Annotated in this window: 27 protein-coding genes and 1 pseudogene; 14 read left to right on the forward strand and 14 right to left on the reverse strand. The window is 72.0% G+C overall.

The window, feature by feature from the left end:
• Nucleotides 1–123: 123 nt before the first annotated feature.
• Nucleotides 124–1152: pseudogene (locus ADJ73_RS17460) on the reverse strand (acyltransferase family protein); the annotation flags it as partial.
• A gap of 206 nt (nucleotides 1153–1358) precedes the next feature.
• On the opposite strand from ADJ73_RS17460, the gene ADJ73_RS04555 reads away from it, so the two are divergent.
• Together ADJ73_RS04555 and ADJ73_RS04560 are read left to right on the forward strand one after the other, a co-directional pair.
• Complete coding sequence (locus ADJ73_RS04555) at nucleotides 1359–2417, forward strand: DUF3068 domain-containing protein (protein ID WP_050347294.1); 1059 nt, start codon at nucleotides 1359–1361, stop codon at nucleotides 2415–2417.
• 36 nt (nucleotides 2418–2453) lie between these two features.
• On the forward strand, nucleotides 2454–4100 hold the full coding sequence (locus ADJ73_RS04560; RefSeq protein ID WP_050347295.1) for a phytoene desaturase family protein: 1647 nt from the start codon (nucleotides 2454–2456) through the stop codon (nucleotides 4098–4100).
• 58 nt (nucleotides 4101–4158) lie between these two features.
• Here ADJ73_RS04560 and ADJ73_RS04565 read toward each other — a convergent pair whose 3' ends face one another.
• On the reverse strand, nucleotides 4159–4611 hold the full coding sequence (locus ADJ73_RS04565; RefSeq protein ID WP_050347296.1) for an SRPBCC family protein: 453 nt from the start codon (nucleotides 4609–4611) through the stop codon (nucleotides 4159–4161).
• Between the two features lie 229 nt (nucleotides 4612–4840).
• Between ADJ73_RS04565 and ADJ73_RS04570 the strand changes: the two genes are divergently transcribed.
• Together ADJ73_RS04570 and ADJ73_RS04575 are read left to right on the forward strand one after the other, a co-directional pair.
• Nucleotides 4841–6238: a GntP family permease gene (locus ADJ73_RS04570; protein WP_050349257.1), complete on the forward strand. Its 1398-nt coding sequence runs from the start codon at nucleotides 4841–4843 to the stop codon at nucleotides 6236–6238.
• Nucleotides 6239–6253: 15 nt separating this feature from the next.
• A complete protein-coding gene (locus tag ADJ73_RS04575; protein WP_050347297.1) occupies nucleotides 6254–7015 on the forward strand; it encodes a 3-hydroxybutyrate dehydrogenase in 762 nt (253 codons plus the stop codon).
• Nucleotides 7016–7132: 117 nt separating this feature from the next.
• Here ADJ73_RS04575 and ADJ73_RS04580 read toward each other — a convergent pair whose 3' ends face one another.
• The 4 genes from ADJ73_RS04580 to ADJ73_RS04595 all read right to left on the reverse strand — a co-directional run bounded on the left by ADJ73_RS04580 (nucleotide 7133) and on the right by ADJ73_RS04595 (nucleotide 11933).
• Nucleotides 7133–8140 carry an NADP-dependent oxidoreductase gene (locus ADJ73_RS04580; protein WP_050347298.1) on the reverse strand — a complete coding sequence of 336 codons (1008 nt, stop codon included), beginning with the start codon at nucleotides 8138–8140 and terminating at the stop codon, nucleotides 7133–7135.
• Complete coding sequence (locus ADJ73_RS04585; protein ID WP_050347299.1) at nucleotides 8140–8562, reverse strand: organic hydroperoxide resistance protein; 423 nt, start codon at nucleotides 8560–8562, stop codon at nucleotides 8140–8142. Before ADJ73_RS04585 ends, ADJ73_RS04580 begins: the two co-directional genes overlap by 1 nt.
• A 56-nt stretch (nucleotides 8563–8618) precedes the next feature.
• The gene (locus tag ADJ73_RS04590; protein WP_050347300.1) at nucleotides 8619–9053 is read right to left on the reverse strand and encodes a MarR family winged helix-turn-helix transcriptional regulator; all 435 of its coding nucleotides are present in this window, start codon (nucleotides 9051–9053) and stop codon (nucleotides 8619–8621) included.
• Between the two features lie 582 nt (nucleotides 9054–9635).
• On the reverse strand, nucleotides 9636–11933 hold the full coding sequence (locus ADJ73_RS04595; RefSeq protein WP_050347301.1) for a glucose PTS transporter subunit IIA: 2298 nt from the start codon (nucleotides 11931–11933) through the stop codon (nucleotides 9636–9638).
• 164 nt (nucleotides 11934–12097) lie between these two features.
• Between ADJ73_RS04595 and ADJ73_RS04600 the strand changes: the two genes are divergently transcribed.
• Nucleotides 12098–12865: a DUF998 domain-containing protein gene (locus ADJ73_RS04600; protein ID WP_050347302.1), complete on the forward strand. Its 768-nt coding sequence runs from the start codon at nucleotides 12098–12100 to the stop codon at nucleotides 12863–12865.
• A 172-nt stretch (nucleotides 12866–13037) separates the two neighbouring features.
• On the forward strand, nucleotides 13038–13760 hold the full coding sequence (locus tag ADJ73_RS04605) for an alpha/beta fold hydrolase (protein WP_172669700.1): 723 nt from the start codon (nucleotides 13038–13040) through the stop codon (nucleotides 13758–13760).
• Here ADJ73_RS04605 and ADJ73_RS04610 read toward each other — a convergent pair.
• Nucleotides 13678–14202: a DUF2306 domain-containing protein gene (locus tag ADJ73_RS04610; protein ID WP_050347304.1), complete on the reverse strand. Its 525-nt coding sequence runs from the start codon at nucleotides 14200–14202 to the stop codon at nucleotides 13678–13680. The two genes, ADJ73_RS04605 and ADJ73_RS04610, sit on opposite strands and share 83 nt — an antisense overlap.
• Nucleotides 14203–14292: 90 nt before the next feature.
• Here ADJ73_RS04610 and ADJ73_RS04615 point away from each other — a divergent pair, with 90 nt between their 5' ends.
• Entirely contained in the window at nucleotides 14293–14979 is a 687-nt protein-coding gene (locus tag ADJ73_RS04615; RefSeq protein ID WP_050349258.1) for a MerR family transcriptional regulator, read from the forward strand.
• A gap of 137 nt (nucleotides 14980–15116) precedes the next feature.
• On the opposite strand, the gene ADJ73_RS04620 is transcribed toward ADJ73_RS04615, so the two are convergent.
• Nucleotides 15117–15416, reverse strand: coding sequence for a hypothetical protein (locus ADJ73_RS04620; protein ID WP_050347305.1), 300 nt, complete (start codon nucleotides 15414–15416; stop codon nucleotides 15117–15119).
• A 34-nt stretch (nucleotides 15417–15450) separates the two neighbouring features.
• On the opposite strand from ADJ73_RS04620, the gene ADJ73_RS04625 reads away from it, so the two are divergent.
• Nucleotides 15451–15798: a hypothetical protein gene (locus ADJ73_RS04625; protein WP_172669701.1), complete on the forward strand. Its 348-nt coding sequence runs from the start codon at nucleotides 15451–15453 to the stop codon at nucleotides 15796–15798.
• Here the strand turns inward: ADJ73_RS04625 and ADJ73_RS04630 are convergent.
• Nucleotides 15786–16397 (reverse strand): cysteine hydrolase family protein, encoded by a 612-nt coding sequence (locus ADJ73_RS04630; RefSeq protein WP_050347307.1) that lies wholly within the window; start codon nucleotides 16395–16397, stop codon nucleotides 15786–15788. The genes ADJ73_RS04625 and ADJ73_RS04630 overlap by 13 nt on opposite strands.
• On the reverse strand, nucleotides 16387–17886 hold the full coding sequence (locus ADJ73_RS04635; RefSeq protein WP_050347308.1) for a purine-cytosine permease family protein: 1500 nt from the start codon (nucleotides 17884–17886) through the stop codon (nucleotides 16387–16389). Before ADJ73_RS04635 ends, ADJ73_RS04630 begins: the two co-directional genes overlap by 11 nt.
• A 97-nt stretch (nucleotides 17887–17983) precedes the next feature.
• On the opposite strand from ADJ73_RS04635, the gene ADJ73_RS04640 reads away from it, so the two are divergent.
• The 3 genes from ADJ73_RS04640 to ADJ73_RS04650 are packed head-to-tail and all read left to right on the forward strand — an operon-like array spanning nucleotide 17984 to nucleotide 19679.
• Entirely contained in the window at nucleotides 17984–18304 is a 321-nt protein-coding gene (locus ADJ73_RS04640) for a hypothetical protein (protein WP_050347309.1), read from the forward strand.
• Nucleotides 18301–19101 (forward strand): C39 family peptidase, encoded by an 801-nt coding sequence (locus ADJ73_RS17130; RefSeq protein ID WP_050347310.1) that lies wholly within the window; start codon nucleotides 18301–18303, stop codon nucleotides 19099–19101. The genes ADJ73_RS04640 and ADJ73_RS17130 overlap by 4 nt, the downstream gene beginning before the upstream one ends.
• Before the next feature lie 11 nt (nucleotides 19102–19112).
• A complete protein-coding gene (locus ADJ73_RS04650) occupies nucleotides 19113–19679 on the forward strand; it encodes a hypothetical protein (protein WP_050347311.1) in 567 nt (188 codons plus the stop codon).
• Here the strand turns inward: ADJ73_RS04650 and ADJ73_RS04655 are convergent.
• A complete protein-coding gene (locus tag ADJ73_RS04655; protein ID WP_050347312.1) occupies nucleotides 19616–20626 on the reverse strand; it encodes a LysR family transcriptional regulator in 1011 nt (336 codons plus the stop codon). The two genes, ADJ73_RS04650 and ADJ73_RS04655, sit on opposite strands and share 64 nt — an antisense overlap.
• 359 nt (nucleotides 20627–20985) lie before the next feature.
• Here ADJ73_RS04655 and ADJ73_RS16860 point away from each other — a divergent pair, with 359 nt between their 5' ends.
• A complete protein-coding gene (locus ADJ73_RS16860; RefSeq protein ID WP_156188116.1) occupies nucleotides 20986–22191 on the forward strand; it encodes a hypothetical protein in 1206 nt (401 codons plus the stop codon).
• A gap of 187 nt (nucleotides 22192–22378) precedes the next feature.
• Here the strand turns inward: ADJ73_RS16860 and ADJ73_RS17465 are convergent, their stop codons facing one another.
• The 3 genes from ADJ73_RS17465 to ADJ73_RS04675 all read right to left on the reverse strand — a co-directional run bounded on the left by ADJ73_RS17465 (nucleotide 22379) and on the right by ADJ73_RS04675 (nucleotide 24407).
• Entirely contained in the window at nucleotides 22379–23080 is a 702-nt protein-coding gene (locus ADJ73_RS17465; RefSeq protein ID WP_253272667.1) for an acetamidase/formamidase family protein, read from the reverse strand.
• Nucleotides 22984–23751: a hypothetical protein gene (locus ADJ73_RS17470; protein WP_253272668.1), complete on the reverse strand. Its 768-nt coding sequence runs from the start codon at nucleotides 23749–23751 to the stop codon at nucleotides 22984–22986. The genes ADJ73_RS17465 and ADJ73_RS17470 overlap by 97 nt, the downstream gene beginning before the upstream one ends.
• A gap of 203 nt (nucleotides 23752–23954) precedes the next feature.
• Nucleotides 23955–24407, reverse strand: a complete 453-nt coding sequence (locus tag ADJ73_RS04675) for an IS1096 element passenger TnpR family protein (RefSeq protein WP_019284474.1) — start codon at nucleotides 24405–24407, stop codon at nucleotides 23955–23957.
• A gap of 93 nt (nucleotides 24408–24500) precedes the next feature.
• Here ADJ73_RS04675 and ADJ73_RS04680 point away from each other — a divergent pair, with 93 nt between their 5' ends.
• Nucleotides 24501–25157: a DUF7002 family protein gene (locus ADJ73_RS04680; protein ID WP_019284475.1), complete on the forward strand. Its 657-nt coding sequence runs from the start codon at nucleotides 24501–24503 to the stop codon at nucleotides 25155–25157.
• A 347-nt stretch (nucleotides 25158–25504) separates the two neighbouring features.
• The gene (locus ADJ73_RS04685) at nucleotides 25505–26752 is read left to right on the forward strand and encodes an IS256 family transposase (RefSeq protein WP_050346957.1); all 1248 of its coding nucleotides are present in this window, start codon (nucleotides 25505–25507) and stop codon (nucleotides 26750–26752) included.
• Nucleotides 26753–26860: the final 108 nt, after the last annotated feature.

Consider the following 26860-nt stretch of genomic DNA (forward strand, 5'->3'; position numbering starts at 1 on the left):
CCCGCGTCGGCGGTCCTGCCGCCGGGCCCAGCGCATCACTGGCGCCTCCAGCCAGCGGTGGCTGACGGTCGCCACGGCCAGCGACCCCACGAGCGTGACCGGCCAGAGGACCGCGAAGTCCCCGTCGAAGGGCCGGTGCCCGATCGCGTCCGCCACCAGCTGGAGCACCACGAGGTGGTAGCAGAAGACGCCGTAGGACAGGTCGCCGAGGACCCGGCCGGGCCGGGAGCCGAGCGCCGCCACGACCCGGGAGCCGGTGACGTCGACGGCCACGCAGGGGAGCACGACGAGCAGCCCGAGGACGGTGTAGCCGACATTCTTGGTGGCGGCCTCCAGCGTCGTCGCCGGGTCGAGGCCGAGGGGGCCGGCCAGGCGGGTGGCCAGCAGCAGGTAGACCGCGGCGGCCGCGGCCCACAGGGTGCCCGGCGCTGCCACGAGGTCGTCCACCGCGGTGCGGGGGAACGCGTCGACCTGGCGGCCCTCGTGCCACACCGCGAGCGCCATACCGGCTCCGAACCAGCCGAGGTAGGCCGGGAGCCACAGGTTGGCCGTCCCGGACCAGCGATCGTGCGTCAGCACGATCCACGCCGTGGCTGCCAGGGGCGAGGCCGCGAGCGTCAGCAGGGCCGACCGGGCCCAGCGGCGGCCCCGCAGGCGGGAGAGCAGCCAGGCCAGCAGCGGCAGGACGAGGTAGAAGGCCCACTCCGTCGACAGGCTCCACATCTGGGTGAGGCCGGGCACCGAGGGTTGTGGCGTGTAGATCTGGGTGAGCGTCGCGATCCGGAGGTACTGCTCGGGGCCGACGTGGGCGGGACATTCGACGAGCAGCGCGGCGGCGAGCACCGCGACCCACGCCGCCGGCAGGACCCGGAGCGCCCGGTGGCGCCAGTAGGACCGCAGGTCACGGGCCCGGGCCGCCTCGGCGTCGGTGGCGCTGCCGAGGCGGAGCCGGACGTGCGGGCGGTAGAGCAGGAAGCCCGAGACCACGAAGAAGATCGGGACGCCCACGTCCATCCGGGCGAGCAGGCCCGCCCACGCGCCGTGCAGCGAGTCGCCGCTGCTGAAGCCGACGTGGGTCGTCAGCACCAGCAGCGCGCCGACGATCCGCAGGCCGTCGAGGGCCACGAACCTGGTCGTCCGGCGCTGGAGCATGGCAGGAGGGTAGTCGGCGGCGGCGCGTTTGTGACCCCCCGGTAACCCGTGCGGCGGTGGGGGCGAGGAGGGGGGCAGACAAGGGGGCTACCGGCTGGTACAGTCCCGGAAACCTCCGTCGCTACCCACCAGTAGACCCGTCGGGGTCCACGACTCACCCACTCGTCAACGTCACCGTCGCCGTTCCCTGAGCAGGAGTCCCACCCATGCGTCGCATCCTCGGCGGTCTCGCCGTCTTCCTGGGCGTCCTTGCCCTCGTCCTCGGGCTGCGCGCCGACGCGGTCTACCACCGGCTGGCCAAGGTCAAGCTGGACCAGTCCACGACGGCGGTGTCCGAGGGCACCGGCGTCTCCGTCATGCGGGTGTGGGGCGACGGCAAGACCGTCCACTTCGCGCCGCTGACCGGCCAGCGGGTCCGCAACACCCGCAACGTCACCGGCATCCCCGGCAAGGTGCCCGAGTCCCAGCGTGACACCCAGGCCTTCTGGCAGATGGGTCTCAAGACCGAGATCGTGGACGTCCAGCCGATCGCGATGACCAACGAGGGCGTCTCGCTCGACCGAGTCAGCGCCATGACCACCAACTGCTGCGGCGACTACACGTCGGTGGGCACGCTCGACGAGCCGGGCCGGACCGCGTCGAGCCGGCACGAGGGGCTGTTCTTCAAGTTCCCCTTCGACGCGCAGAAGCGTTCCTACCCCTTCTGGGACGCCGAGCTGAAGGGCGCGCGGGACGCGTCCTACGTCCGCAACGAGACCATCCAGGGCGTCACGACCCAGGTCTACGAGCAGCAGATCCCCACGACCCGCCTGCCCGGCAGCCAGTCGGTGCCGCGGTCGATGTTCGTGGCGGACGCCATCGGCAGCGTCGACGCCTCCGTGGACTACGCCAACACCCGCACCTTCTGGGTAGAGCCGACGACCGGCGTCATCCTCAAGGGTCAGGAGCAGATCGAGCGGACCCTGGTGTCCGACGCGGGCCGGGTGACGCTCGTCAAGGGCACCATCGCCTACACCGACGCGACCCAGAAGGCCCTCGCCGACGAGTACGCCCCCAAGGCCAAGGCCCTCGCCTTCGTGCGGGACCTGCTCGGGCCCGTCGGTTTCGTCCTCGGCGCGCTGCTGCTGGCGCTGGGCCTGCTGCTGCTCTTCGCCCACCGGCGCCGGGCCCGCCACCAGGACCTCGGGCACCGCGAGGACCGCGAGCTCGTGGGGGCGACGGCCACCGACCGCGGCGACGAGGCGACGACGACCTCGCATCGCTGACGGGTGGACGGGCGCGCGTCGGGGCATGACCCCTCCATGACCACCTCGCGCAGCAGCAGCCCGTCCCGGTCGGCCGGCCCCGTGGAGACCGTCGACGCCGTCGTCGTCGGGGGCGGCCACCACGGTCTCGTCGCGGCGAGCACGCTGGCCGACGCCGGCTGGGACGTCCTGGTCCTGGAGGCCCGGGACACCGTGGGCGGCGCCGTCGCCTCCCGGGACGTCGACGGCTGGGTGTTGGACGAGTTCAGCGCCTGCCACCCGCTCGGGGCCGTCTCCCCCGTACTGCGGGAGCTCGACCTGGAGCAGCACGGCCTCAGCTGGTGCCACGCCCCCCGCCCCGTCGTGCACGTCGCCGCTGGCGACGACACCGAGGGGTCCGTGGTCCAGCCGACGGCCGAGGAGACTGCGGCGCTGCTCGACCAGGACCACGCCGGCGACGGCGAGAGCTGGCTGCGCCTGTGCCGGCAGTGGGAGCAGCTGCGCGAGCCGCTGCTGGCGGCGCTGCTGACCCGGTGGCCCCCGGTGCGCTCGCTCGGGCCCGTGCTTGCCCGGGTCGGCGCGACGCAGCTGCCCGACTTCGTGCGCTTCGCGATGCTGCCGGTGGACCGGATGGGCGTCGAGCTCTTCGGCGGGGCCCGCGGCGGCCAGCTGCTCGCCGGCAACGCCATGCACGCCGACATCCCGCCGGAGGCCCCCGGCAGCGGGCTCTTCGGCTGGCTGATGACGATGCTCGCCCAGGACGTCGGATTCCCGTCGCCGCGCGGCGGCACCCGCGCCCTGGCCCAGGCGCTGCGAGCGCGCGCCGAGCAGGCGGGAGCCCGCGTCGAGACCGGTCAGCTCGTCACCCGCATCGCCCTAGCCGGCGGCCGGGCGCACGGCGTCGAGACCGCCGACGGCCGTCGGATCCGGGCCCGCCGCGCCGTCATCGCCGACACCAGCGCGCCCGACCTCTACGAGAGGCTGCTGCCGCAGGACGCCATACCCGTCGGGCTGCGCAGCCGGCTGGACCGGTTCGCGTGGGACCTGCCGACGCTCAAGCTCAACTACCGCCTCGCCGCGCCGATGCCGTGGACCGCGCGCCACGCCCACGGCGCCGCGGTGGTCCACGCCGGCCAGGACCGCCACGGCCTCGTGCGCTGGTCGGCCGACCTCGGCTCGGAGCGGGTCCCGGAGCGGCCGTTCGCGCTGGTGGGGCAGATGACGACGATCGACCCGACCCGCTCGCCCGACGGCACCGAGGCGCTGTGGCTCTACACCCACCTGCCGCGGGGCGTCACCGACCCCGACAGCGCGGCCCGGCTGACCGAGGGCTGCGAGGCGATGTTCGACGACCTGGCGCCCGGGTGGCGCGACCACGTCATCGACCGATGGGACCAGACGCCGCGGGCGCTGCACGACAGCAACGCCAACCTCGGCGAGGGCGCGGTCGGCGGCGGCACGATGCAGCTGTGGCAGCAGGCCATCTGGCGCCCGGTGACCGGGCTCGGCGGCCCCCGCACCCACGTGGACGGGCTCTACCTCGGCAGCGCCGCCACGCACCCCGGCGGCGGCGTGCACGGCGGCTGCGGCTACCTGGCCGCCCGGGCCGCCCTGGCCGACCAGGCCTGGTGGGGCCGACCGGCACGTCACCTCTCCCTGGCCACCCTGCACCGCCTGTATGCCGAGCGCCCCACCCTGCGCTGACCGCAGCACCGGGGGCGGGATATCGGCATACGGCCTGCCGGTGTCGCCGGCTCGCTCGTCAGGAGCGGCGCGGCTCCGTCGCGTGCTCGGCGATCAGGGCGAGCCGGGTGAGGGTCTCGCTGTTGCGCCGGGCGATCGCCGCCTGCCTGGCGGCCTGGGGCACGAACCGGCCCGGCCCCTGCGAGGCGTCCTCACGCATGCTGATGAGCGTGCCGCCGCCCTGCGGCTCGAGGGTGATCTCCACGGCGGCCACGCCGAAGAACGGACGCGCCTTGGCCCGCAGCAGGATCCGTCGGCCGGGCTCGCACTCGACCACCTCGGTGTCGTCGTCGAGCAGCGCGGGCCACGCGCCGACGGAGTGGTGCAGGCGCGCGCCGGGCGCGGGCCAGTCTCCAGACACGGCGCGCATCCGGGAGGCGCCCACCACCCAGCAGGGATAGCTCCAGCCGTCGGCGATGACCGCCCACACCTGGTCGACGGTGGCGGGCGTCTGGTGCCGCTCGGTGTGCATCGGTGCTCCTTCGGGACGAGGACCTCCAGCATCCCGTGACGGGCGAGGCGGCAGGGACTTGGCAGCGAGCGAGATGAGTGGCCGCGACCTGCCTCATCAACCTCACCTGTCACCGCAGGCACAGTGGTCGCACCGCGGTCCCCGGTGGCGGGACCCGCGCGGCGTGTGCTTAGGTTCCGCCGCGGGCGATCGCCGACGTGGACGGTCGCAGCGGATGGACGGAGCCCCCTTGAGCCTTCTGATCGTCGTCGCGGCGCTGGTCTTCCTGATGGTCATGGCCTACCGCGGTCACAGCGTGATCCTCTTCGCCCCCATCGCCGCGATGCTTGCGGTCCTGCTGACCTCGCCGGACCTGGTCCCGCCGGTCTTCACCGGGCTGTTCATGGACAAGATGGTCGGCTTCATCAAGAACTACTTCCCGGTGTTCCTCCTCGGCGCGCTCTTCGGCAAGCTGATGGAGACGTCCGGGTTCGCCACCTCGATCGTGACCGCCGTGATGCGCCTCGTCGGCGCCAAGCGGGCGATGCTCGCGATCGTCCTCGTGGGCGCGATCCTCACCTACGGCGGTGTCTCCCTCTTCGTCGTGGTCTTCGCCGTCTACCCGTTCGCCGCCGAGATGTTCCGCCAGAGCGACATCCCCAAGCGACTCATCCCCGCCACCATCGCGCTGGGCGCGTTCACCTTCACCATGGACGCCCTGCCCGGGACCCCGCAGATCCAGAACATCATCCCCACCACCTTCTTCAAGACCGACGCGTATGCCGCCCCGGTCCTCGGTCTCGTCGGGGCGGTCTTCGTGCTGTGCCTCGGCATGACCTACCTGGAGTGGCAGCGCCGCCGCGCCCACGCCCGCGGCGAGGGCTACGGCACCGGCCACGCCAACGAGCCGGAGCCCTACCGCGGCGGCAAGCTGCCCCACCCGCTGGTGGCGTTGCTGCCGCTGGTGCTCGTCGGCGTCGCCAACAAGGTTCTCACCACCCTCATCCCCGGTTGGCTCGGCAAGGCCTCGACCTTCGACTCCACGGTGGTCGGCAAGATCAAGCCCGTGACGGTCCCCACGGCGGAGAACGTCGCCATCTGGGCCGTCGAGGGCGCGCTCCTGCTCGGGATCCTCATGGTCTTCGCCACGGCGTGGCGGCCGATCACGAAGACCTTCGCGGAGCAGTCCAAGCCGGCGATCTCGGGGGCGCTGCTGGCGACGATGAACACCGCGTCGGAGTACGGCTTCGGCGCCGTGATCGCCTCCCTCGCCGGCTTCGCGGTCGTGGCCGACGGGCTCAAGGCCATCCCCAACCCCCTGGTCAACGAGGCGATCAGCGTCACCGCCCTCGCCGGCATCACGGGGTCCGCGTCGGGCGGGATGAGCATCGCCCTCGGTGCCATGGCGGACCAGTTCATCGCCAACGCCCAGGCCAGCGGCATCCCCATGGAGGTGCTGCACCGGGTCGCCGCGATGGCCTCCGGCGGCATGGACACGCTGCCGCACAACGGCGCCGTCATCACGGTGCTGGCGGTGACGGGGCTGACCCACCGGCAGTCCTACAAGGACATCTTCGTCATGACGGTCATCAAGACCGTCGCCGTCTTCGTCGCCATCGCCGTCTACTACGCCACCGGACTCGTCTGAGAGGAACCCTGACCCATGTATCAGTGCACCATCGACCACTCCGGACGCCGCGCCCTCGTCACGGGGGCGGCCAGCGGCATCGGCCGCGCCGTCTGCGAGACGCTGGCCGCGAGCGACGCCCATGTCCTCGCCGTGGACCTGGACGCGCAGGGCCTCGACCGCCTCGTCGACGAGGTGGACGGGGTCGAGGCGCTGCCGTGCGACCTGTCCGACCTCGACGCCGTGCAGCGGCTGCCGCACGACGTGGACATCCTGGTCAACAACGCCGGCATCCAGCACGTCAGCCCGATCCAGGACTTCCCCCTGGAGAAGTTCGAGCTGATCATGCGGCTCATGCTGCACGCCCCGTTCTACCTGGTGCGTCAGTCGATCCCGCACATGTACGCCCGCGGCTTCGGTCGGATCGTGCACGTCTCGTCGGTGCACGGACTGCGAGCGAGCGCCTTCAAGTCGGCCTACGTCACCGCCAAGCACGGGCTCGAGGGACTGAGCAAGACCGTGGCCCTGGAGGGCGCCGAGCACGGCGTCACCAGCGTCACCGTCAACCCGGCCTACGTCCGGACCCCGTTGGTGGAGAAGCAGATCGCCGACCAGGCGCGGACCCACGGGATCAGCGAGGACGAGGTGGTCGACACGATCATGCTGACCCCGGTGGCGCTCAAGCGGCTGGTCGAGCCCGCGGAGGTGGCCGAGCTGGTGGCCTTCCTGACCGGCCCCACGGCCGCCTCGATGACGGGGTCCTCCTACCCGATGGACGGGGCCTGGACGGCCCACTGACCGCCCCCGCGACCGTAGGCCGCTTTCGCCGGACCTACCTGGCCTCGAGGAACCAGCCTGGGGTCGACACATCCGCCTGGCGCGCGAAGCCAGGCGGATGTGTCTACCTGCGGCGGGTCAGAGCGTGACGACCATCTTCCCGGTGTTGGCGCCGCGCATCAGGTCGATGAAGGCCTGCGGCGCCGCGTCGAGCCCCTCGCGGCGGGTCTCGTCGACGGTGATGAGGCCGGCGGCGACCCAGTCCGTCATACGGGATCGGAACTCGTCGGCCAGGTGGCTGTAGGAGCCGACGAGGAAGCCGCGCAGCGTGAGCTGCTTGCCGATCGCCAGCGCGAGGTTGCGCGGGGCGGGCGTCGGCTCGGTCGCGTTGTACTGCGCGATGGCGCCGCACATGGCGACCCGGCCGTGCAGGTTGAGCCGGGCGATCGCGGCCTCGAGGTGGTCACCGCCGACGTTGTCGAAGTAGACGTCGATGCCGTCCGGGGCGGCCTGCTTCAGCTGCTCGGTGACGGACCCGTCGTGGTAGTCGAAGGCCGCGTCGAAGCCCAGGTCGAGCAGGCGTTGCACCTTGGCGGGCGAGCCCGCGCTGCCGACGACCCGGGAGGCGCCGGAGAGCCGGGCGATCTGCCCGACGAGGGAGCCCACCGCGCCGGCCGCGCCGGACACGAAGACCGCGTCGCCCTCGTGGAAGTCCGCCACGGCCATGAGCCCGGCATAGGCGGTGAGCCCGGGCATCCCGAGCACACCCAGGTAGGCCGAGTCGGGGACCCGCGCGGTGTCGATGGGCGAGACCTTGTCGGCGGGGACGACGGCGTGCTCGCGCCAGCCGAGGCCGTGGAGCACCTGCGTGCCGACGGGGATGTCGCCGCGCGAGGCGATGACCTCGCCGACGGCGCCACCGTCGAGGGGCTGGTCGAGCTGGAACGGCGGGACGTAGGACTTCACGTCGTTCATGCGGCCCCGCATGTAGGGGTCGACGGACATCGCGGTGTTGCGCACGAGCACCTGGCCGTCGGTGAGCTCGGGCAGGTCCACGGTCTCGAGGCGGAAGTCCTCGGGGGTCGGCCAGCCGGTCGGGCGGGAGGCGAGGACGATCTGGCGGGTGGTGGTGGGCAGCTGGGTCATCAGTCCTCCACCACCGTGACGGTGACGTCGATGTTGCCGCGCGTGGCGTTGGAGTAGGGGCAGACCTGGTGGGCCCGGTCCGCAAGCTGCTGCGCCTGGTCGTGGGGCAGGGCCGGTATGACGACCTCGAGCGCCACCGTCAGGCCGAACCCACCGCCGTCGCGCTGACCGATGCCGACGCGGGCGCCGACGGAGGAGTCGCCGAGGTCGGCCTTGGCCTCACGGGCCACGAGCTGGAGGGCGGAGTGGAAGCAGGCGGCGTATCCCGCGGCGAAGAGCTGCTCGGGGTTGGCGCCCTGGCCCGACCCGCCCATCTCGGTGGGGACGGCGAGGTCGAGGTCGATGCGCCCGTCGCTGGAGCGGGTGTGGCCGTCGCGGCCGGCGCCGGTGGCGAGCGCCTCGGCGGTGTAGAGGGTGTGCATGGGGGTGTTCCTTCCGATCGGGGTCGGGCGGGGGTTCGGGCGGGCGTTCGGGCGGGTCAGGAGCGGGGACCGGGCGCGCGGGCGACGCGCTGCGCGAGCGCGAGCAGCGTCTCGGCCTCGGCCGACGTCAGGTCGACGGAGCTGTGCAGCTGCGCGCGTATGGCGGCAGCCTGGGTCTCGAGCGCGCGGCCGGCCACCGTGAGGTGGATCGTGACGCGGCGCTCGTCGTCGGCGCTGCGGCGCCGCTCGACGTGGCCGGCCTCCTGCAACCGCCGCAGCACGGGCGACAGGGTGCCGCTGTCGAGCTGCAGCCTGGCCCCGAGCTCGCCGACGGACAGCCCGTCGGTCTCCCACAGGACCAGCAGCGTGACGTACTGCGTGTACGTCAGGCCCAGCCTGGCCAGGCCCTCGCGGTAGGCACCGGTCGCCGCCCGCGCCGCGCTGTAGAGCGCGAAGCACAGCTGCCGGTCGAGTGCGAGGTCCTGCTCCATGCGTCCAGCCTGGCACGGAGTTAGGTTGTGCGCAACTCGGTTGTGTGCAACCTACCTAGCGGGCGGGCCTGCCCCAACGGGTGGAGAACACCACCGACAACGCCGGTCGATCCCACCCGGTCACCGCAGCGACGTCGCCCGCCACGACGACCGAGCCGACCCGCCTCGCGGAAGCAAGCGGCCCGGCGCCCTTCTCACCCACGTGCGCCCCCACCTCTCCCGTTGAGAGGCGACAGATCGGGGTTATGGGCCGGGATGACCCCCGTTTGTCGCCTGTCAACGGTGGTCGGTCGCGATGCCCACGCAGTCGGGCGTGGCCGACCAGCGGCTCCCCGGGTCGCCGTGCCAGTCGGCGGTGGCGACGATCTCGGCATACGTGTCGCCGTGGGTGGACACCAGCTGGGCGACGTCCGCGGCGACGGCGGATCCGCCGCGACGACCGATCCCACCCGCCCCGGGAAGCGAGCGGCCCGGCGCCAGGCCCCGATGGGGGATGGCGCCGGGCCGCTCGGCATACGGTCTGAGCAGGTGGCCGGCAGCCTGGCGTGCGAAGGCCAGGCTGCTGCGACTACCTGAGGTAGGTCAGGCGGGGCGGACGCGGAGGATCGGGGTCCCGCGCGTGACCGGGCCCGTCGCGTCAAGGGGCTCCACCGGCCCGGTCGCGAAGGAGTTGGTGACCAGGACGGGCGTGATCAGCGAGTAGCCCGCTTCCTCGATCACGGCCCGGTCGAAGGTCACCAGGGGGTCGCCCGCAGCCACGGTGTCGCCGGCCTTGACGTGCACGTCGAAGCCCTTGCCGTCGAGGTTGACGGTGTCGATGCCGACGTGGATCAGCAGCTCGACACCACCCTCGACCGCCAGGCCGAAGGCGTGACCGGTCGCCTGGGCGACGACCACCGTGCCGGCGGCCGGGGCGCAGATCGTGTCCTCGCGGGGGTCGATGCCCACGCCCGGTCCGACCAGCCCGGCGGAGAACACCTTGTCCGGGACCTCCGCCAGCGGCACGAGGTCGCCGTCGCAGGGGGCGCCGATCTCGACGACGCCACCCCGAGCGGGCTCAGCTGCCCCAGCAGCACCAGCGGCGCTGGCAGCACCAGCCGCGCCGGCAGTACCGGCCGCAGCGCCGCCGGCAGCAGCACCCGCCCCGGCCGTCCCGGCACCCGCGGTGTCCGTCACGACGCTGGCGCCACCGGCTGCGGCCTCGGGACGGGACTCCCCGGCCGGCGCCTGGGGGGCGTGACCGGTCAGCGGCGCGTCACCCGTCAGCGGCGCGTCACCCGTCCGCGGGGCGTCACCCGCGCCAGCGGAGCGCTCGGCCACCGGGGCACCGGCCCCGACGAGCGCGGGCTCCTCCTCGGTCGGCGCGCCCGCGGCCTCGCCGGTGGCGACGGCGTGAGCCTTCTCCTCGGCGGTGCGGTAGTCGGTGAAGACGATGAGCAGCATCGACACGAAGAACGACGCCAGCACGGCGGCCGCGTAGAGCAGGATGTTGCTGTCGAAGGCCGGGATCGTCAGCAGCGAGGTGAAGACGAAGGCCTTGGTCGTGACGCCGCCGCCGATGCCGATGATCAGACCGCCGACGAGGCAGCCGACCAGCATGCGCGGGTAGATCCGCTTGAACCGCAGGTGGATGCCGTAGAGCGAGGGTTCGGAGATGCCGCCGAGCAGACCGGCCGCGAGCGCGCCCGTCGCGGTCTGCCGCATCGCGACGTCCTTGTCCTTGATGGCGTGGTAGAGCACGCCGGCGGTGGCGCCGAAGCAGGCGAAGTTCCACGCACCCATGGGGCCCTGGATGAAGTCGTAGCCCAGGGTCTGGATGTTGAGCAGCATGATCGCGTTGATGGGCCAGTGCAGGCCGAGCGGCACCATGAAGGGGTAGGCCAGCGGGATCACGATCGCGAAGATGAACGGGCTCAGGTCGTTGATGGACTTGAGCAGGCTGCCGAGGCCGGCGCCGACGTAGACGCCGATGGGCCCGATCAGGAAGGCCGTCAGCGGGATCATGATCAGCATCGCGAAGAACGGCACGAAGATCAGGTGCAGGTTGGCGGGGATGATCCGCTTGAGCAGGCGGTACAACGGCCCGAGCACGGCGGCCATGAGCAGCGGCGGGAACACCGTCGAGCCGTAGTTGAAGATCGTCAGCGGGAGACCGAAGACGTCGTAGATCTTCACCTGGGAGCCGAAGACCGTTGCGGTGCGGGCGGCCTCACCGAGCGCGGTGAAGCCCGGCAGCATCAGGACACCCATGATGGCGAAGCCCACCCACGGGTCGGCGTCGAGCTTCTTGGAGGCGTTGTAGGCGACCATCAGCGGCAGGAAGGTGAAGACGCCCTGCCACAGCATGTTGATGAAGGCCCAGCCGCCCTCGAGCTTGACGCGCGGGTCGGCCCAGTTGCCGATGACGCCGAGGGTGGACATCAGCGCCATGAAGGTGATGAAGAGGGAGGCGCCGAGCAGCGCGCCCAGGATCGGGCGGAACGAGTCGGACAGGAACTCGAAGAAGTTGTCCAGCCAGGCGCGGTTGCCGCGCGGGCCCTTGGCGCGCAGCTCGGCCTTGACGTCCGCGTCCGACCGGGCACCAGAGCCCGAGCCCGCGCCGGCGCCGGCACCGGACCCGCCTGCGCCGGAGGCCATCTCGGGCAGCGACATGATGTCGTTGTAGACGTTCTGCACGGCGCCGCCGATGACGACCTGGTAGCGGTCGCCGCTCTGCGGGACGGCGCCCATCACGCCCGGGATCTGCTCCACGCGGTCGGTGTCGACGCCCGAGGCGTCGTGGAGCTGGAAGCGCAGCCGGGTGGCGCAGTGCGTGAGGCTGACGATGTTGGAGGGTCCACCGACGCTCTGGACGATGTCGCTGGCGGGGCTTGATGCCATGGGGGTACTTCTTTCGGCAGGGGTCGTCTCGCATGAGGCCCGTCCATCATGGCCCAGCCCCTCGCGCCCGGCCCGTCCGGGCAGCCCCGTGACCGGGTCCATCCCGCATGACGGTACGCCGCCGTCTCACGCGACCACCCAGCCGCCTCTGGGATGATCACCGCATGGTTGGGGGCGCACGCGACGAGGTCGACGACTTCCAGGCGCGCGGTCTCACGGTGGCGCGGGTCATGGCGGTGGTGTCGGCGGTGCTCTACATGCTGTGGGTGCTGTCGCCGTCGCCGCTGGACCCGCGCACATCCTTCGTCAGCGAGCTGCTCGTGCACGACCAGCCGGGGGCCTCACAGCTGCGCGCCACCGACCTGCTCGCGGGCCTGCTGGTGACCTTCGGGGTCTCGCTCGTATGGCGCGCCCGCCGCCGTCTCGGCGGGGACCGGCTCTGGCTACGTGCGGCGATCGTGGGGGTGGGGCTCTTCGGGGTGGCGACGATCGTCGACGCGCTGGCGCCGCTGTCGTGCACCCCCACCGCCTCGGAGGCGGGCCGTCTGGCCGAGCAGCAGGGTGCGGTGCAGCTGCACCACCAGATCCACGGGGTGTCGAGCGCCATCGCCGGGGTCGGGGTCACGGTCGGCATCGCGGCGACCGCGCTGGCGCTGCGGGTCGCGGCGTGCGGGGTGCGGCGCCGGCTGGCGCAGCTCTACGCCGCCTACGCGGCGTTCTTCGTCGCGGTGACGGCATGGGTGCTGGTGGAGATCGTGGAGGCGATGCACTCCGAGCTGCTGCCCGTGCTCGTCGGGCTGGACGCGCTCGGGTGGAGCCAGCGGCTGCAGCTGAGCGCCATCGCCGGCTGGCTGCTGCTGGTGGCGGTGCGGCCGCCGTGGCGGGTCCGGCCGTGGGTGCGCCGTGGGGTCCGCCGTGGGGGCCGCCGGTGATCGTCGAGGTCGACGGCCGTCGGCTGCACGTCCACGACTGGGCGCCGCAGGCCCCGGCCGAGCTGCCGGTCGTGCTGCTGCACTCGGGCCTCGGGGGCGCGTGGTTCGACTGGGAAGGGGTTGCCGCCGCCCTCGCCGGGGTCGCCCGGGTGGTCGCGGTCGACCGGCCGGGGTGCGGGACTCACCTGCGCCGGCTGCTCCCCCTGACGTCTCGCTCGTGCGGTGGGCGGACGACGTGGTGGGGGTCCTCGACGCGCTCGGCGCCCGCACGGCTGTGCTGGTGGGCCACTCCATGGGGGCCTGGCAGGTCGAGGCGGCCACCCGGCGACACCCTGACCGCGTCCGCGCCCTGGTGCTCTTCGACGGCAGCGTTGCCCCGGCCGAGCCGAACTCCGCACCGAGCCGGGCGACCTCGGCGACCGGCCCCTCCCGCGGGCCGCGCCTCGCCTCGCTGCTGGTCTCGGCGGTGTCCGCGACCGTGGGGTGGGGCCGGACGGGGCCGCTGCTGCGGCGCCTCGCCGACCGGGGGCTGCCCCGCGCCCCCTGGCGCGCCGGGCACCGGGCCCGCTGCGCGGTCACCTATGCCCACGAGTCCGTATGGCGCACAATGCTGCTCGAGGACTCCGCCTACCGCCGGCTCGGCGCCGAGCTCGCGACGCTGCGCACGACCCACCCGCTGCCCGCGGTCCCGGTGACCGTGGTGGCGGCGCTGCCCGGGTGGTGGCCGGCGTCGTGGTCCCGGTGGGGCGCCCAGCAGGGTCGCCAGGCCGCGGCGCTCGCCCGAACGGCGATGGGGCCGGTGGGCTTTCACGTCATACGGCCCGGGCGTCACCACGTGATGCTGCAGCACCCGCGCCAGGTCGCCGCGCTGGTCGAGGCGACCTGGCGCGCGTGAGGCGCAGGACGCCGGCGCTCCAGGCCGCGACGGCCAGGAGCACGGCGGCCGCGACGCCGAGGATCGTGGCCGGGTCCTGGTGCAGCGTGGTCTGGATGAGCCGGGTCGGGACCAGGGCGGCGAACGCGAAGGCGGCGACCGTCCCCAGGTAGGAGCCGATGAGGTTGCGGGTGTGCATGCGCACGTCACGGCGGCGAATCCCGACGATGCCGAGGGTCAGCGAGCCGAGGGTGACGAGCGAGAGGCCGTGCAGCCAGCTGAAGCCGTGGGGGTGGATGAGGAAACTGGTGAGGCAGGTGACGACCATCGCCACCGCCCAGGTGCGCCCGAGGTATCGGTGGGCGCGGTCGCGGCGGCGCCGCCAGATCTGCAGGGGGCCGAGCAGCAGCACGACCAGGGCGGCGACGGCATGGCTGGCGATGAGGGGCGTGAACTCGGTCATGGCACCTAAGATAGTGTCGGTATCCAATGTGGCGCCATCAAGATAGTCGCTGGTCAGAGCACTATCCGGGCGCTGGAGCAAGAGGTGTCGATGCTGCTGCAGGAGCTCGCCGAGACGAGCGGCGTGAGCGTCGCGAGCATCAAGTACTACCGGCGCGAGGGGTTGCTGCCGGCGGGGGAACGGGTGACGGCGACGCGGCAGGAGTACGACCGCCGGCACCTGGAGCGGCTGCGCCTCGTCGGGACGCTGCGCGAGGAGGCCGGGGCGTCCATCAGCGACATCCGGGCGCTCGTGCAGGTCCTCGACGACCCCGACCAGCCGCTGCTGACCGCGCTGGAGATCGCCCAGGCCATCGCGCTGGGGCTGCCCGCGGCGCCTCACGACGCACCGGTCCCGCCCGACGAGGACGCACGGGTGCGCCCATTGCTCGCCGAGCTGGGGTGGCCCGACATCCCGTCCGGCCCGCGGGCGGCCCTGGACGCGCTGCTGCGGTCGATGGAGGCGGCGGCGATCCCTGCGGGACCCGAGGTGCTGGCGCGGTACGGCCGGCTGCTGGACGAGCTGGCGCGCGGGGACCTGGCGGCCATGCACCGGCCGGCCGAGGCTGCCGCTGATGCTGCGGAGGAGCCGTCGGACGACGTGGTGGTGACCCGCGTGGTGGCGGGCACGGTGTCCTACGGACGCCTGGCCCAAGTCCTGCGGGCGCTCGGCCACGCATCCCTGAGCGTCGCCGCCTACGACCTGATCGACGGCGGTCGGCCCCGCCCGGGTCGGTGACGCAGGCCGGCCCCGCGACCGAGCGCGGTATGCCGCTCCCAGGGGCCTACTCGCGCAAGCTCTGACCGAGGCGCCGTCCCACCCGACCCCCTCGCCGCGAACTGCTTCCCCGGACGCCACGCAGATGGCAGTCTTGGTCACGCACCGTGGCGAGGGGGACGCATGAGGTATCCGGGGTGGACGACGGCGGCCGCTGCTGCGGCTCTCGTGGTGACGGTGATGCCGGTGATGACGGCGTGCAGCGGACCCGCCGACACCACCGGCGCCGCGAGCGCGTCACCGTCGGCCACCGAGACCGCCACCGGAGCCAGCACCGGGGCGCCGGGCGCCCCGTCGACCGGCACCGCCGCCCCCTCCGTCACGCCGGCGATCCCCAGCTCCGCTGCGACGCCGTCCGCGAGCGGGACGGCGGCGACGCGGCATACGAGCTCACCCACCCCCGGCGCCACGCCTCAGGGCCCGGTGCGCAGGGTGGGCGCGCCGCTGCGCACGCCCCAGGAGATCGACGCCCAGCTCCCCGAGGCGCACGGGCTGCGCGCGTTCGCCAAGGAGCAGCTGGCGCGCGCCGACCAGGACAACGGCTGCCGGATGGCGCTGTCCGTCGATGCCCTCGACCCCGAGACGTCGCTGGCGGGCGGCTTCTCGGGGTGCGGGGGATACGCGGTCATCTGGGGTCGCAAGGGCGGCCGGTGGGTCGAGGTGTGGGGCGGTCAGGATGTCCCCGCGTGTGCTGACCTGCGCGCCAAAGGCGCTCGCCTCAACCCCGCCGTCGTCGGGCAGTGCTGGGACGGCTCGGCCGTGGTCCCTTACCGACCCTGAGGCCCAGGCACGCCACCGTCAGCCTGCGGGACCGTGGCCAGCACCTCGGCGGTGGCCGCGAGCCTGATCTGCGGCTCGAAGAGGCTCATCACCTGCAGCGCCGCCGCGTGGTTGTCCGGCGTCGAGCCGGCGCACGCGTCCGTCACCACGGTCACGGTGGCGCCGGCGTCGGCCGCGGCGAGGGCCGTCGCGATGACGCAGCAGTCCGTCGACACGCCGGTCAGGACGAGCTGCGGTGCGTCGCCGACGATCTCGCGCAGGCCGGCACCCCACTTGCCGAAGGTCGGCTCGGTGACCACGGGCGCGGCGGCCAGGGTGGCGGCGAGCGCGGGGGCGACGGCATACGTCGCGTGGTCGTCGGGCACGAGCGCGAAGGGCCACTGCTCGTAGTAGGGCCGCCAGGACCCCTGCGGCTCGACCGGCGCGACGAACCGGGTCACCACCACCCGGTCCGCGAATCCCGCTGCGAGAGCGCGCACCCGGGGCACGATGGCAGGGAACATCGGTGACCCCCAAGGACTCTCGGGCGCGGCGAAGATCACCTGCGGGTCGATCACCACGAGCCAGGGCCGTATGCCGCTGCCGGGGTCACCGCGCATCGACGGACTCCTGACGACGAACTCGACCGCGCCGCAGCACGATCCCGCCGACGAGGCCGATGAGCAGCGCGAGCAGCACGCCGATGTTGGAGTAGGGCCAGGCGCCGTCCCAGCCCTGCGCGGTGCGCGTGCCGAGGCCGAGCGGCTGGAGCAGGTAGCCCTGCCAGTTGTTCCAGGCGGCGTCGGCGGCGAAGGTGTTGACCACGAGCCCCCAGCCGATGACGGACGCAACCGCCATGAGGGCCAACGAGATCCAGTCGACGCTGCCGTAGCGACCGCGCGCGTCGAAGAGCGCGTCCTCGTCGTAGTCGTGGCGCCGCAGGGCGATGTCGCCGATCATGACGCCGGCCCACGCGGCCAGCGGGACGCCCAGCGTGATCAGGAAGCTCTGGAACGGTCCAAGGAAGCTCTGCGCGAAGAAGACCACCCAGATCGTGCCGGCCGTGAGGATGATCCCGTCTACGAGAGCCGCTGCGGGACGGGGGATCCGGACGCCGAGCGAGAGCAGCGTCAGGCCGGAGGAGTAGATGCCGAGGACCGCTCCGGAGACGAGCGCGAGCACCGCGGCGACGAGGAAGATCACGAGGAACCACGTCGGCAGGATGGTGGCGAGGGTGCCGATGGGGTCGGCGGTGATGCCCTCGGCGAGCTTGGGGTCGGAGCCGGCGAGCAGCAGGCCGTAGAGCACCAGCAGGGTGGGAGCGATGGCGCCGCCCAGCGTGTTCCACGCGACGATGGCGCCGCTGGAGGCGTCGCGGCGCTGGTAGCGCGACCAGTCCGCAGCGATGTTGATCCACCCGAGACCGAACCCGGTCATCACCATCACCAGCGCCCCGACGACGGACTGCCAGGAGCCCGAAGGGAGTCCGCGCACCGCGTCCCAGTGGACGTGGCCCAGCGTGAGGGCGATGTAGACGATCGTGGCCGCGCCCGTCAGCCAGGTCAGCACCGACTGCAGCCGCATGATGATGTGGTAGCCCGCGACCGAGGCCAGCACGATGATCGCGGCCACGACGACGGTGGCGATGACCTTGGTCGACGTCCCCCCGTCCCACCCGAGCCGACCGAAGATCGTGGACGTCGCCAGCACCGCCATGATCGCGAGGAAGGTCTCCCACCCGATCGACACCAGCCAGGACATGACGCCGGGCACCTTCTGCCCCTGCACGCCGAACGCCGCGCGGCTCAGGATCATCGTCGGCGCCGACCCGCGCTTGCCGGCGATCGCGATGATCCCGCACAGCGCAAAGCTGAGCACGACGCCGACCACGGCGACCACGGCCGCCTGCGCGAACGAGATGCCGAAGCCGAGCACGTAGGCGGCATACGAGATCCCGAAGACACTCACGTTGGCGGCGAACCACGGCCAGAACAGGTCGTGCGGGCGGGCGGTGCGCGCCGCCTCGTCGATGATCTCGATGCCGGTGGTCTCGACCCGTCGGCGCTGGACCTCGGTGGCGGTGGTGCCTCGCGGCGACGTCGCTGTCATGGTCCTTATGCTCTCATTGAGTGGAGGCCCGAGGTAGGTCATCAGGGATCGTGATGATGCGGACCGGGGCGCCGATGGCGTCCCTAGCGTCATCGCCATGAGCCAGACCATCAGACACCACTGGACCGGGTTGAAGGGTCGCCGTGCCCTGAACTTCAACTGGGACGCGATCGACCACGACTCCGTCGTCCTGGTGACCGCCTCGGAGTACGCCCTCAACGCGGCGGCCCCCGCCACCTCCCAGCGCTTCGTCGGCGCCGCGAGCATCACCGTCGCCAACGTCACCCCGCACGGCCCGCCGTACGACCCCAACCACGGCGTGACCTTCGTCGTGGACGTCGCGTGGGGGACGCCGCTCAACGTGGTCACCGACATCACAGTCCTGGACTCCAAGCCGGTCTGGATCGGGACGCCATGAGCGACATCGCGATCCGCAAGTACTGGTCCGGGCTTCGGGGCCGGGTCCCGCTCAACATCAACTGGGACCAGGTCGACGCAGACTCCGCCGTCTACGTCACGGCGTCGGAGTACACCCTCAACCGGGCCGCGCCCGCGACGTCACAGCGTTTCGTCGGGGACGCCAGCATCACGGTTCGCAACGTCACCCCGCACGGCCCGCCCTACGACGCCAACCACGGCGTGACGTTCGTCGTGGACGTCGCGTGGGGGGCGCCGCTCGACGTGGTCACCGACGTCGTGCTGCTGGACCGCCCGCGCGGCTCGCAGCACCCGCCGCTCGACTGGCGGCGCCTCGCGTTCACCGTGCAGCACCAGCTGCAGACCAACTGGTGCTGGTGCGCGGTGACGGTCAGCGTGGCCAACTTCTACGGCGCATCCCTCACCCAGTGCACCTTCGCCAACACCTTCCTCAGCCGCACCGACTGCTGCACCGCGGCCGGCGGGTCCGGGCCCTGCAACCAGCAGGCCCGCCTGGGTGACGCGCTGCGGACGGCCGGGCACCTCGCGAGCGTCTCGCCGTCGCAACCGAGCTTCGCCACCATCCAGGGCGAGATCGACGGCGGCAGACCTGCCTGCGTCCGCATCGAGTGGAGCGGCGGCGGCGGCCACTTCGTCGTCGTCGACGGCTACCTCGCGCAGGACCAGTTCGTCGGGGTCGAGGACCCCTGGTCCGGCGCCACCGACGTGCGGCTCTCCACGCTCAACAGCTCCTACCTGGGCACCGGCAGGGTGACCCACTCCTACCTGACACGCTGAGAGGTATGCCGATGAGCACCTACGTGCCCGAACCACCGCCCGGCCTCCGTGACGAGATCGCCGGCACGGTCACCGATCTCATCGCTGCCCGGGCGAGCCAACCCGGGGACGACCAGGCAGGCGGGGCCCCGCCCCAGTCGTGGCCGACCTACCACCTGGGCGCCGACGCCCTCCGGTCAGGCGACGCGCTGTCGCAGGCGATGCCGATCGGCTGGCTGTCCGTCGTGCACCGCGCCGGACTGACCGCGCTGGCCGAGCTGGACGTGCCGGGAGATGCCTCGCCCGAGGTCCGGCAGGTCTCGTATGGCGACCTCGCCCGGGGCGTCGCGAGGCTGAGCGAGGCGGCGCGGGGCCTGGACGACGAGCTCGGCGGAGGGGCTCCGCTGGAGCAACGCTTGTTGCGCGTGCCGGCGTGCCTGTTCATGGGGTTGTGGCTCCACGACGACGCCGACCCCTCACGCGACGTCGTGATCCCGAGCGAGCCGACGCCGCCGGCCTTCGAGGCGGGGCGGCCCTATCCGATGGCGGAGGCCCTCGAGACCCTCGCCGCCACCGTGGTCGAGGCGCCCGAGCCCTGACCGGGCTCGTCGGCGGTGGAGACGCTCGTCTTCGGCGTCGATCGCGTCGACCGCGTCGACCGCGTCGAGAGCATGGACGACACCGTGGCCGGAGCCAACGCGGCCACCGCCCGGACCTCCGGGCGGTGGTCGTTGGCGCGATGGGCGACCTCGAGCCAGGACTCGGCCACGCCGGTGAGTGGGCGCCAGACGTCGCCGTCCGGCGGCACCACGAACGGCGCCGAGGGAGAGATCATCACGTGCCGCGGGTCCTCCAACGGCTCCAGGCACTGCGCGAACCGGTCGACGTCACGGGCGAGCCGGGGCGGAGCGCCGCGATCGGTCCACGCGCACCAGTAGCGGTCCCACGTCAGGGGGACGCCCTCCAGGCGGTGCAGCGGCCTCCCGAGGATCGCCTCCACCGGCACGACCGCCATCGCGGCAAGGGGGCTGGCGGCCGTCACCCGGACCCCCACCCGCAGCGGGTGCAGCAGCCGCGAGACGAGCCGGGGGTCGTCGAGCGGGCCCGGCACGACCTGCAGGTCGGCGAGGTGGGCCAGCAGGTCGTTGCCGATCTGGGCGGGGCGCTCCAGCAGGACCAGGCTGAGCCGCACCCGCGGCAGGACCCGGGCCGCGAGGCCGGCCAGCCGCTCCGCATACGGCCGGACCGTCGAGGGGGCGAATCCGACGACGAGGTGCGGAGCCGCCCCGCCGGCTTCGCGCGCTTCCGCAAGCAGTGCGTCGTGCTCGGCGACGAGCCGCACGGCTCTCGGGAGCAGCCGCTCCCCGAGCGGGGTGAGGATGGCGCCGCGCCGGCCCCGCATGATCACCGAGCCGCCGGCCTGGCGGTCGAAGGCGTTGAGATGAGCGGTGATGGCCGGTTGGGAGTAGCCGAGCTCACGCGCCGCCGCCGTCACGGAACCCGTCCGCACCACGGCGAGGAAGGATCGCACGAGCTGGATCTCCACGTCCCCACGCTAGACCTGTGGATGTGACCTGCGCCACACTCCTGGGTCTTGCATGCCCGTCGTGGATCCGCTCTGCCCGGAGCCGCGTGGGGCCTACTCCAAAAATCATGTAGCGACCCACCCAGATGACCCTGCCGGTCCTCCAGCCTGGCGTCGCGTGCAGACACAGCGGAACCCTTGGCACACCTGATTGCGGAAACCTGGGCACGCTGGACGGTGCTCAGGTTTCCGCAATCTTGGTCGATTGGGGCGGCGGGGTATGGGGTGACGCTGGTCAGGCGGCCAGCTGGGGGATTTTGCTCACACGCAGCGATCAGGGATGCCACAGTGTTGTCACTGCATCTCAGAGGGGGGCTCACATGCGTGCAGGACGCTGGGGAATCGCCGCGCTGACCGCGGCACTGCTGGCTGCGTGCGGGGGCGGAGGGTCGCCCGGCGCGCAGTCCGCCAAGACCGTGACGGTGACGGCATCGCCGACGAGCACGAGCGCCACGGCGGCACCGGCGTCGACCGCTGCGTCGGGCACGGCGAGCGCGCCGGCAACGCCGGGAGCCACCGCGACCTCAACGGCGACCGGGGGAGCCGCCACCAAGCAGATCGTGCTCACGCTGCCCAACCCTGACGGCGGGTGGAAGGTCGAGAACGCGGACCACGCCGTGGAGTGCAGCGAGTATCCGTCGGCCATGGCCACAACCAGTAGGACCTATCGGTGCGGTTCCAACGCTGACTACGCGGTCGCCTGCGTCGATGACGGTGATGGCGCCCACGTCCTGTGCGCCACGGATCCGTGGGCCAAGGCGGCTACACGCTTCGCCGTCGACGGGACGTTGCCGACGACCCACAAGCCGTCCGACCCCGCCCCGCTGGGGATCGAGCTGGCCGACGGCTCGCGGTGGAACTACCGATCCGGGGGCATCTGGCCGCCCGGGCCCCAGGAGGCTGCAGCGACCTACGGCTGTCGCAAGGGTTGCCACGAGGACGCGGAGGCGCTGCTGTCCCCGCCCGGCAACCCAGGCGGCTCAGGCCTGATCAAGGAGGGCGACGTCTGGTACGCCCGCCGGGGGCCCCTGGGCTACAACACCGTCAAGACCGGCAAGATCACCAAGGAGCGCATCACCAAGGCGTGGTTCATCCGGGCGGCGCCGTCCTCTGGCTCGTCTGGCGGCACAGGCGCGACCGGTGCTCTCGGCCCCGTCACACGCCCCAACCTCACCATCGCCGAGCCCTCTGACGTACAGAAGCTCCCGAACAGCAACGGGCTTCGCGCCTTCGCCCGCGCTCAGCTCGCCCAGGTCACCCAGGAGAACGACCGCTGCCCCATGACGATCACGGTGGAGGCCCTCGACGCCCAGAGCTCGGCCATGGTCAGCGAGTTCGGCTCCGGCTGCGGTGGCGGCATGGCGATGTGGGGCGTCAAGAAGGGGCGCTGGATCAAGGTCTGGTCCGGTCAGGACGTGCCGCTGTGCTCCGAGCTGAGCGCCAAGGGAGCGGTGCTCAACCCGGACGTCATCGGCAGGTGCTCCGGGCCGGCGCCAGCATTCACGGCGCAGCGCTACACCCCCTGATCGCTCTGACGCCCCGCAGCGGCATACGTCACGGTGAAGGCCTCAGCAGGCCCGATTGCGGAAACCTGGGCACGCTGGACGGTGCTCAGGCTTCCGCAATCGGTGGCGTGCTACCTCCTTCACTGAACAGTGCCGAATGCAGTGATGTCAGTGACGAATGCACTGAGGAATGCACTGAGGACGGCGCTCAGCGGAAGTCGGCCTTGCTGATCAGGCCGTGCACCCCCGTCGTGCGGTCGACGACCTGCGACACCACGAAGTCGGACGCCGCCGACAGGTAGGCATAGGCCACCGCGCGGTCGATGCCCTGCTCCTGCTCGAGGAAGTCCAGGGCGTTGACCACCGCCCGGCGCATGGCGACGTCGAGGTCGGAGTCGTTGCTGTCGCCACCGGAGCCGTCGGGGTCGGACAGGCCGATGGGGAGCCAGTGGTCGCGGGTCTCGGCCCAGGGATAGCGGTGGGCGACGGCGGGCGCGTCGCCGGATCCCTTCTTGCACACCGTCAGTCGGAAGGTGCCGCGCAGCGAGCCCTCCATCGCCGTGAGCGCCACCTCGCCGGAGCCCATCGCCATGTGCGGGTCGCCGACGTAGAACAGCCCGCCCGGCGCGCGCACCGGCAGGTAGAACGTGGAGCCGACCCCGAGCTGGCGGATGTCGATGTTGCCGCCGCCGAGGGTGGGCGGGACCGAGTTGGCGAGCGGGTCGGTGAGGCCGTCGGCGTCGGCATACGCGACGCCCATCATCCCGAAGAAGTAGTTGAGCGGGAACCGGATCGAGCGGCTGCCGCTGCGCATCACGGCCTTGCCGCGCTCGATGCCGGTGAAGACCGAGACGTTGCCGTAGCGCGTCGGGTCGCCGCTCGTTCGGCCGTCGGTGGCGCGCGGCGGCATGACCTCGGCAGCGAGATGCCCGCCGGCGCAGTGCCGTCCGCCTTGACCGCGAGCGCGCCCTTGCCGTGGCGGGAGGACACGACGCCGTAGGGGACGCGGGGGAGCAGGTGCAGGGGTTCGATCTTGAGGACGTCGCCGGGCTCGGCGCCCGCCACCGCGATCGGTCCGGTGACGACGTGCGGCCCGTCCTTGTCGAAGCTGCGCGGCGTGCGGTCGTAGTGCGCCGCCACGTCGACGGCGTCGCGCAGCACCCCGGCGCGCGGCACCCCCTTGGACCCGAACCAGGCCACCGGGTCGCGTCCCTGGTCCTCGAGGATCCCCTCGTGCGACAGCGCGTCGATCGTGACGGTGGCCCCGGAGCGGACGGTCAGCACGGGCGTGGCGTGCACCGTCGGCACGTAGCCCCACAGCACCTCGTCGGTCTCCGACGCCAGGTAGTGCTGCCCCTTGATCGGTCCCGTGTGCGGCTGCAGCACGCCCCTGGGGTTGCGCCAGGCGAGCGGCGCCTCGGTCAATCCCGTTGGCAGCTGGTGGGATGCGTGCGCCTGCTCGGCCCCGACGGCGGCGGCGGTGACGCCCAGCCCGGTGGCGGCAGCGGCCTGCAGCAGGCGCCGTCGCCCGAGCCCGTGCTCCAGCGCGGCGACGAGGTGGGCGGGGTCGGTGCTCGGCATGGGTGCTCCTCAGCGGGTGTCCTGGCCGTATGCCGAGAAGCTAGGCCTCACGCGTTACCGCCCTGTGTCGCGGCGCTGGCCACCGTGTTTCGTCGGCTCCGCGCACTGCTCGGGGTTGCGGCGGGGGTGCCTCCTCCTCCTCGATCGCGTGCAGGACTCCGTCGAACGCCGAGCCAGGCTCGATCTAGGGACGCTCGTCGGGGTCAGACCTTCCGCCCGTGCTGGTCGGGCACGTCACCCCACCCGTCAAGGGGCACGACCTGCAGGACCAGGCCGCCGAGCACCTCGTACGGGTCCATCGTGGGCAGCACCTCGCAGTGGTGCAGCCAGTTGTCGCCGAAGTCGAAGGTGTAGGTGAACGTGACACCCACCTTGAGCTCGGTCAGCGGACTCTCCAGCGGCTTGTAGCGCGGCGTGCCGCTGCCGTCGTCGAGCTCGTCGATCGTCTCCTCGTCCGTGACGACCAGATCATCCTCGAACGCGAACTGGACGAGGTGGCCCAGGTCGTAGCGGCCGAACGATCGGTCGATGGCCTCGGCGAGGGCCGCATAGGTGGTGCGTGGCGGGATCGCGAAGACCCGTCCCGGAGCGGGGTCGAACTCCTCCCCACGACCGCTGATGAGCGTGACCTTGAGGACCTTGCAGCGTGGAGCCATGCCTCCATCCTGCCCGCCTCAGACGTCCAGCGGCCGGCTCCCTGCACAACCGCCAGTCCATCGTCGCCGCAGGCCCGGCCCTACGATCGGCCGGTGACCCCAGACGAGCTGATCAGCCGCTACCCGCGGATCTACCACACGGCGGACGCGCGAGCGTGGCCGGCGATCCAGCGCTTCGGCCTGCTGCCGGCCAACCAGCTCAGGGATACGGCCGGCCTCGGCGCGTCGACCCCGTCCGCACGCCGCGCTGACTCTGAGCTCGTCACGCTGCCCGGTGAGGGCCATGTCGCCATCTTGCGCGATCAGAAGCCCCTGAAGTTCCTCTCGCAGGTGCTTGACGACGAGACGTCGGTTGAGCAGTTCCTCGAGATCCTCGACAGCCGGTGCTTCTTCTGGGCGAGCGAGGCGCGACTGCTCCGGCTCCTCAACGGGCGCCACTACCGCGCCATGCAGCAGGTGGTGCTGACGCTCGACACCGCGTCACTGGTGTCTGGCTACGAGGACCTCATCGAGTTGTCGCCCTACAACTCGGGCTCGGCGCACGTGCCCAACGCGCCCGTCCGCGGCAAGACCACCTTCAAGCGCCTCGCCGACTACGACCACGCCGCCTGGCAGCGGAAGCGTGGCAAGTCGGGGGATGCGCTGGTGGAGGTGACCATCAGGGGTGCGGTCCCAGACCTGAGCAACCACCTGGTGGAGGTCCGGCACTTCCCCGGCCCAGACTTTCCCTTGAGGCCAAGCCAGGAGTGATGCCGCCAGGCGCAAGGCATCCCACTGTCAGAGGTCGTACTCCGTGATGGGCGAATACCCTCGGAGCCAGGTCCCCACAGCCTAAGTCATCGGCCCGTGCCGGTTGTGCAGCACTGACAGGGCCACCTCGTGGTCCTCGGGTTGCTTCCCCAGGCCGCGATACAGCTCCACCTCGACGATGACATCGGCCGCTTCCGCCCACACGTGGTCCAGCTCGGCCGTCAGTGAAGTCCAGCAGAGTGGTGTACGACGGACCTGAGTGAGCGCGTGCCTCCAACGTAGGCGCGGCCACCGGGTGGATCCTTCGAGTGATCTGCGAAAACCGACTCGAAGAAGGAACCACAACGATGACCGCTGTACCCAGTATCGACCCTGCCCGCTTCCTCGACGAGCAGCTGTCCCAGGCGAGCCCTGATCTGATGCGGGAGCTGCTCACCACGTTCGTCAACGCACTGCTCTCCGCCCAGGCCGACGCGGTGTGCGGCGCCGGCTACAACGAGCGGAGCCCGGAGCGGGTCAACTCCCGCAACGGCTACCGCCACCGCGACCTCGACACCCGGGTCGGGACTCTCGACGTCGCAGTGCCCAAGCTCCGCCAGGGAAGCCTGTATCCGGAGTGGCTGCTCGAACGCAGGAAGCGTGCCGAACGAGCACTGACCAGTGTGGTGGCGACCTGCTACCTGCTCGGGGTCTCGACCCGGCGGATGGACAAGCTGGTGGCGACCCTCGGCATCACCGGGTTGTCGAAGTCCCAGGTCTCGGTGATGGCCAAGGAGCTCGACGAGCAGGTCGAGCAGTTCCGCACCCGTCGGCTCGAAGAGGCCGGGCCGTTCACCTTCGTCGCCGCCGACGCGCTCGTGCTCAAGGTCCGCGAAGGTGGGCGGGTGGTGCCGGTGCACGTGCTGGTAGCCACCGGCGTGAACGCTGATGGGCACCGCGAGATCCTCGGCGTGCAGGTCACCACCAGCGAGGACGGCGCCGGCTGGCTCGCGTTCTTCCGCGACCTCACAGCCCGCGGCCTGGCCGGCGTCAAGCTCGTCACGTCCGACGCGCACGCCGGGCTCGTGAACGCGATCGCCGCGACCATCCCGGGCGCTGCCTGGCAGCGCTGCCGCACCCACTACGCAGCGAACCTGATGTCCGCGACCCCAAAGTCGTCCTGGCCATGGGTCAAGGCGTTGCTGCACTCGATCTACGACCAGCCCGACACCGACGCCGTCCACGCCCAGTTCGACCGTGTCGTCGACGCCCTGGCCGAGAAGCTTCCCGCCGTCGCCGAACATCTCCAGGACGCTCGTGCCGACATCCTCGCGTTCACGCCGTTCCCAAAGGAGGTCTGGCGTCAGATCTGGTCGAACAACCCCAACGAACGGCTCAACCGCGAGATCCGCCGACGCACCGACGTGGTCGGGATCTTCCCCGACCGCGCATCCATCATCCGGCTCGTCGGCGCCGTCCTGGCCGAGCAACACGACGAGTGGGCCGAAGGCCGCCGCTACCTCGGACTCGACGTCCTCGCCCGCGCCCAAGCCGTCGACACCCAGCACGCCGAGGAGGTGAGCACCGACCTCGAACTTCAGGCCCTCACGGCCTGACCGACACGCCCAACCGAGGGATCAACCTCATACACCACCCCAGCGGACTTGACCCGGCCGTCGCCCCAGCCCCATGCACGACCTTGCGCCGTGGCACATTGGCGATGA

Source organism: Arsenicicoccus sp. oral taxon 190 (assembly GCF_001189535.1).
Lineage (GTDB): Bacteria > Actinomycetota > Actinomycetes > Actinomycetales > Dermatophilaceae > Arsenicicoccus.

Bases quoted from the DNA above. Each gene is read 5' to 3' on its own strand.
- ADJ73_RS04555 (WP_050347294.1), top strand. From the start codon at position 1,359: ATGCGTCGCATCCTCGGCGGTCTCGCCGTCTTCCTGGGCGTCCTTGCC.
- ADJ73_RS04560 (WP_050347295.1), top strand. From the start codon at position 2,454: ATGACCACCTCGCGCAGCAGCAGCCCGTCCCGGTCGGCCGGCCCCGTG.
- ADJ73_RS04565 (WP_050347296.1), bottom strand. From the start codon at position 4,611: ATGCACACCGAGCGGCACCAGACGCCCGCCACCGTCGACCAGGTGTGG.
- ADJ73_RS04575 (WP_050347297.1), top strand. From the start codon at position 6,254: ATGTATCAGTGCACCATCGACCACTCCGGACGCCGCGCCCTCGTCACG.
- ADJ73_RS04580 (WP_050347298.1), bottom strand. From the start codon at position 8,140: ATGACCCAGCTGCCCACCACCACCCGCCAGATCGTCCTCGCCTCCCGC.
- ADJ73_RS04585 (WP_050347299.1), bottom strand. From the start codon at position 8,562: ATGCACACCCTCTACACCGCCGAGGCGCTCGCCACCGGCGCCGGCCGC.
- ADJ73_RS04590 (WP_050347300.1), bottom strand. From the start codon at position 9,053: ATGGAGCAGGACCTCGCACTCGACCGGCAGCTGTGCTTCGCGCTCTAC.
- ADJ73_RS04595 (WP_050347301.1), bottom strand. From the start codon at position 11,933: ATGGCATCAAGCCCCGCCAGCGACATCGTCCAGAGCGTCGGTGGACCC.
- ADJ73_RS04600 (WP_050347302.1), top strand. From the start codon at position 12,098: ATGGTTGGGGGCGCACGCGACGAGGTCGACGACTTCCAGGCGCGCGGT.
- ADJ73_RS04610 (WP_050347304.1), bottom strand. From the start codon at position 14,202: ATGACCGAGTTCACGCCCCTCATCGCCAGCCATGCCGTCGCCGCCCTG.
- ADJ73_RS04615 (WP_050349258.1), top strand. From the start codon at position 14,293: ATGCTGCTGCAGGAGCTCGCCGAGACGAGCGGCGTGAGCGTCGCGAGC.
- ADJ73_RS04630 (WP_050347307.1), bottom strand. From the start codon at position 16,397: ATGCGCGGTGACCCCGGCAGCGGCATACGGCCCTGGCTCGTGGTGATC.
- ADJ73_RS04635 (WP_050347308.1), bottom strand. From the start codon at position 17,886: ATGACAGCGACGTCGCCGCGAGGCACCACCGCCACCGAGGTCCAGCGC.
- ADJ73_RS04640 (WP_050347309.1), top strand. From the start codon at position 17,984: ATGAGCCAGACCATCAGACACCACTGGACCGGGTTGAAGGGTCGCCGT.
- ADJ73_RS17130 (WP_050347310.1), top strand. From the start codon at position 18,301: ATGAGCGACATCGCGATCCGCAAGTACTGGTCCGGGCTTCGGGGCCGG.
- ADJ73_RS04650 (WP_050347311.1), top strand. From the start codon at position 19,113: ATGAGCACCTACGTGCCCGAACCACCGCCCGGCCTCCGTGACGAGATC.
- ADJ73_RS16860 (WP_156188116.1), top strand. From the start codon at position 20,986: ATGCGTGCAGGACGCTGGGGAATCGCCGCGCTGACCGCGGCACTGCTG.
- ADJ73_RS17465 (WP_253272667.1), bottom strand. From the start codon at position 23,080: ATGCCGCCGCGCGCCACCGACGGCCGAACGAGCGGCGACCCGACGCGC.
- ADJ73_RS17470 (WP_253272668.1), bottom strand. From the start codon at position 23,751: ATGCCGAGCACCGACCCCGCCCACCTCGTCGCCGCGCTGGAGCACGGG.
- ADJ73_RS04675 (WP_019284474.1), bottom strand. From the start codon at position 24,407: ATGGCTCCACGCTGCAAGGTCCTCAAGGTCACGCTCATCAGCGGTCGT.
- ADJ73_RS04685 (WP_050346957.1), top strand. From the start codon at position 25,505: ATGACCGCTGTACCCAGTATCGACCCTGCCCGCTTCCTCGACGAGCAG.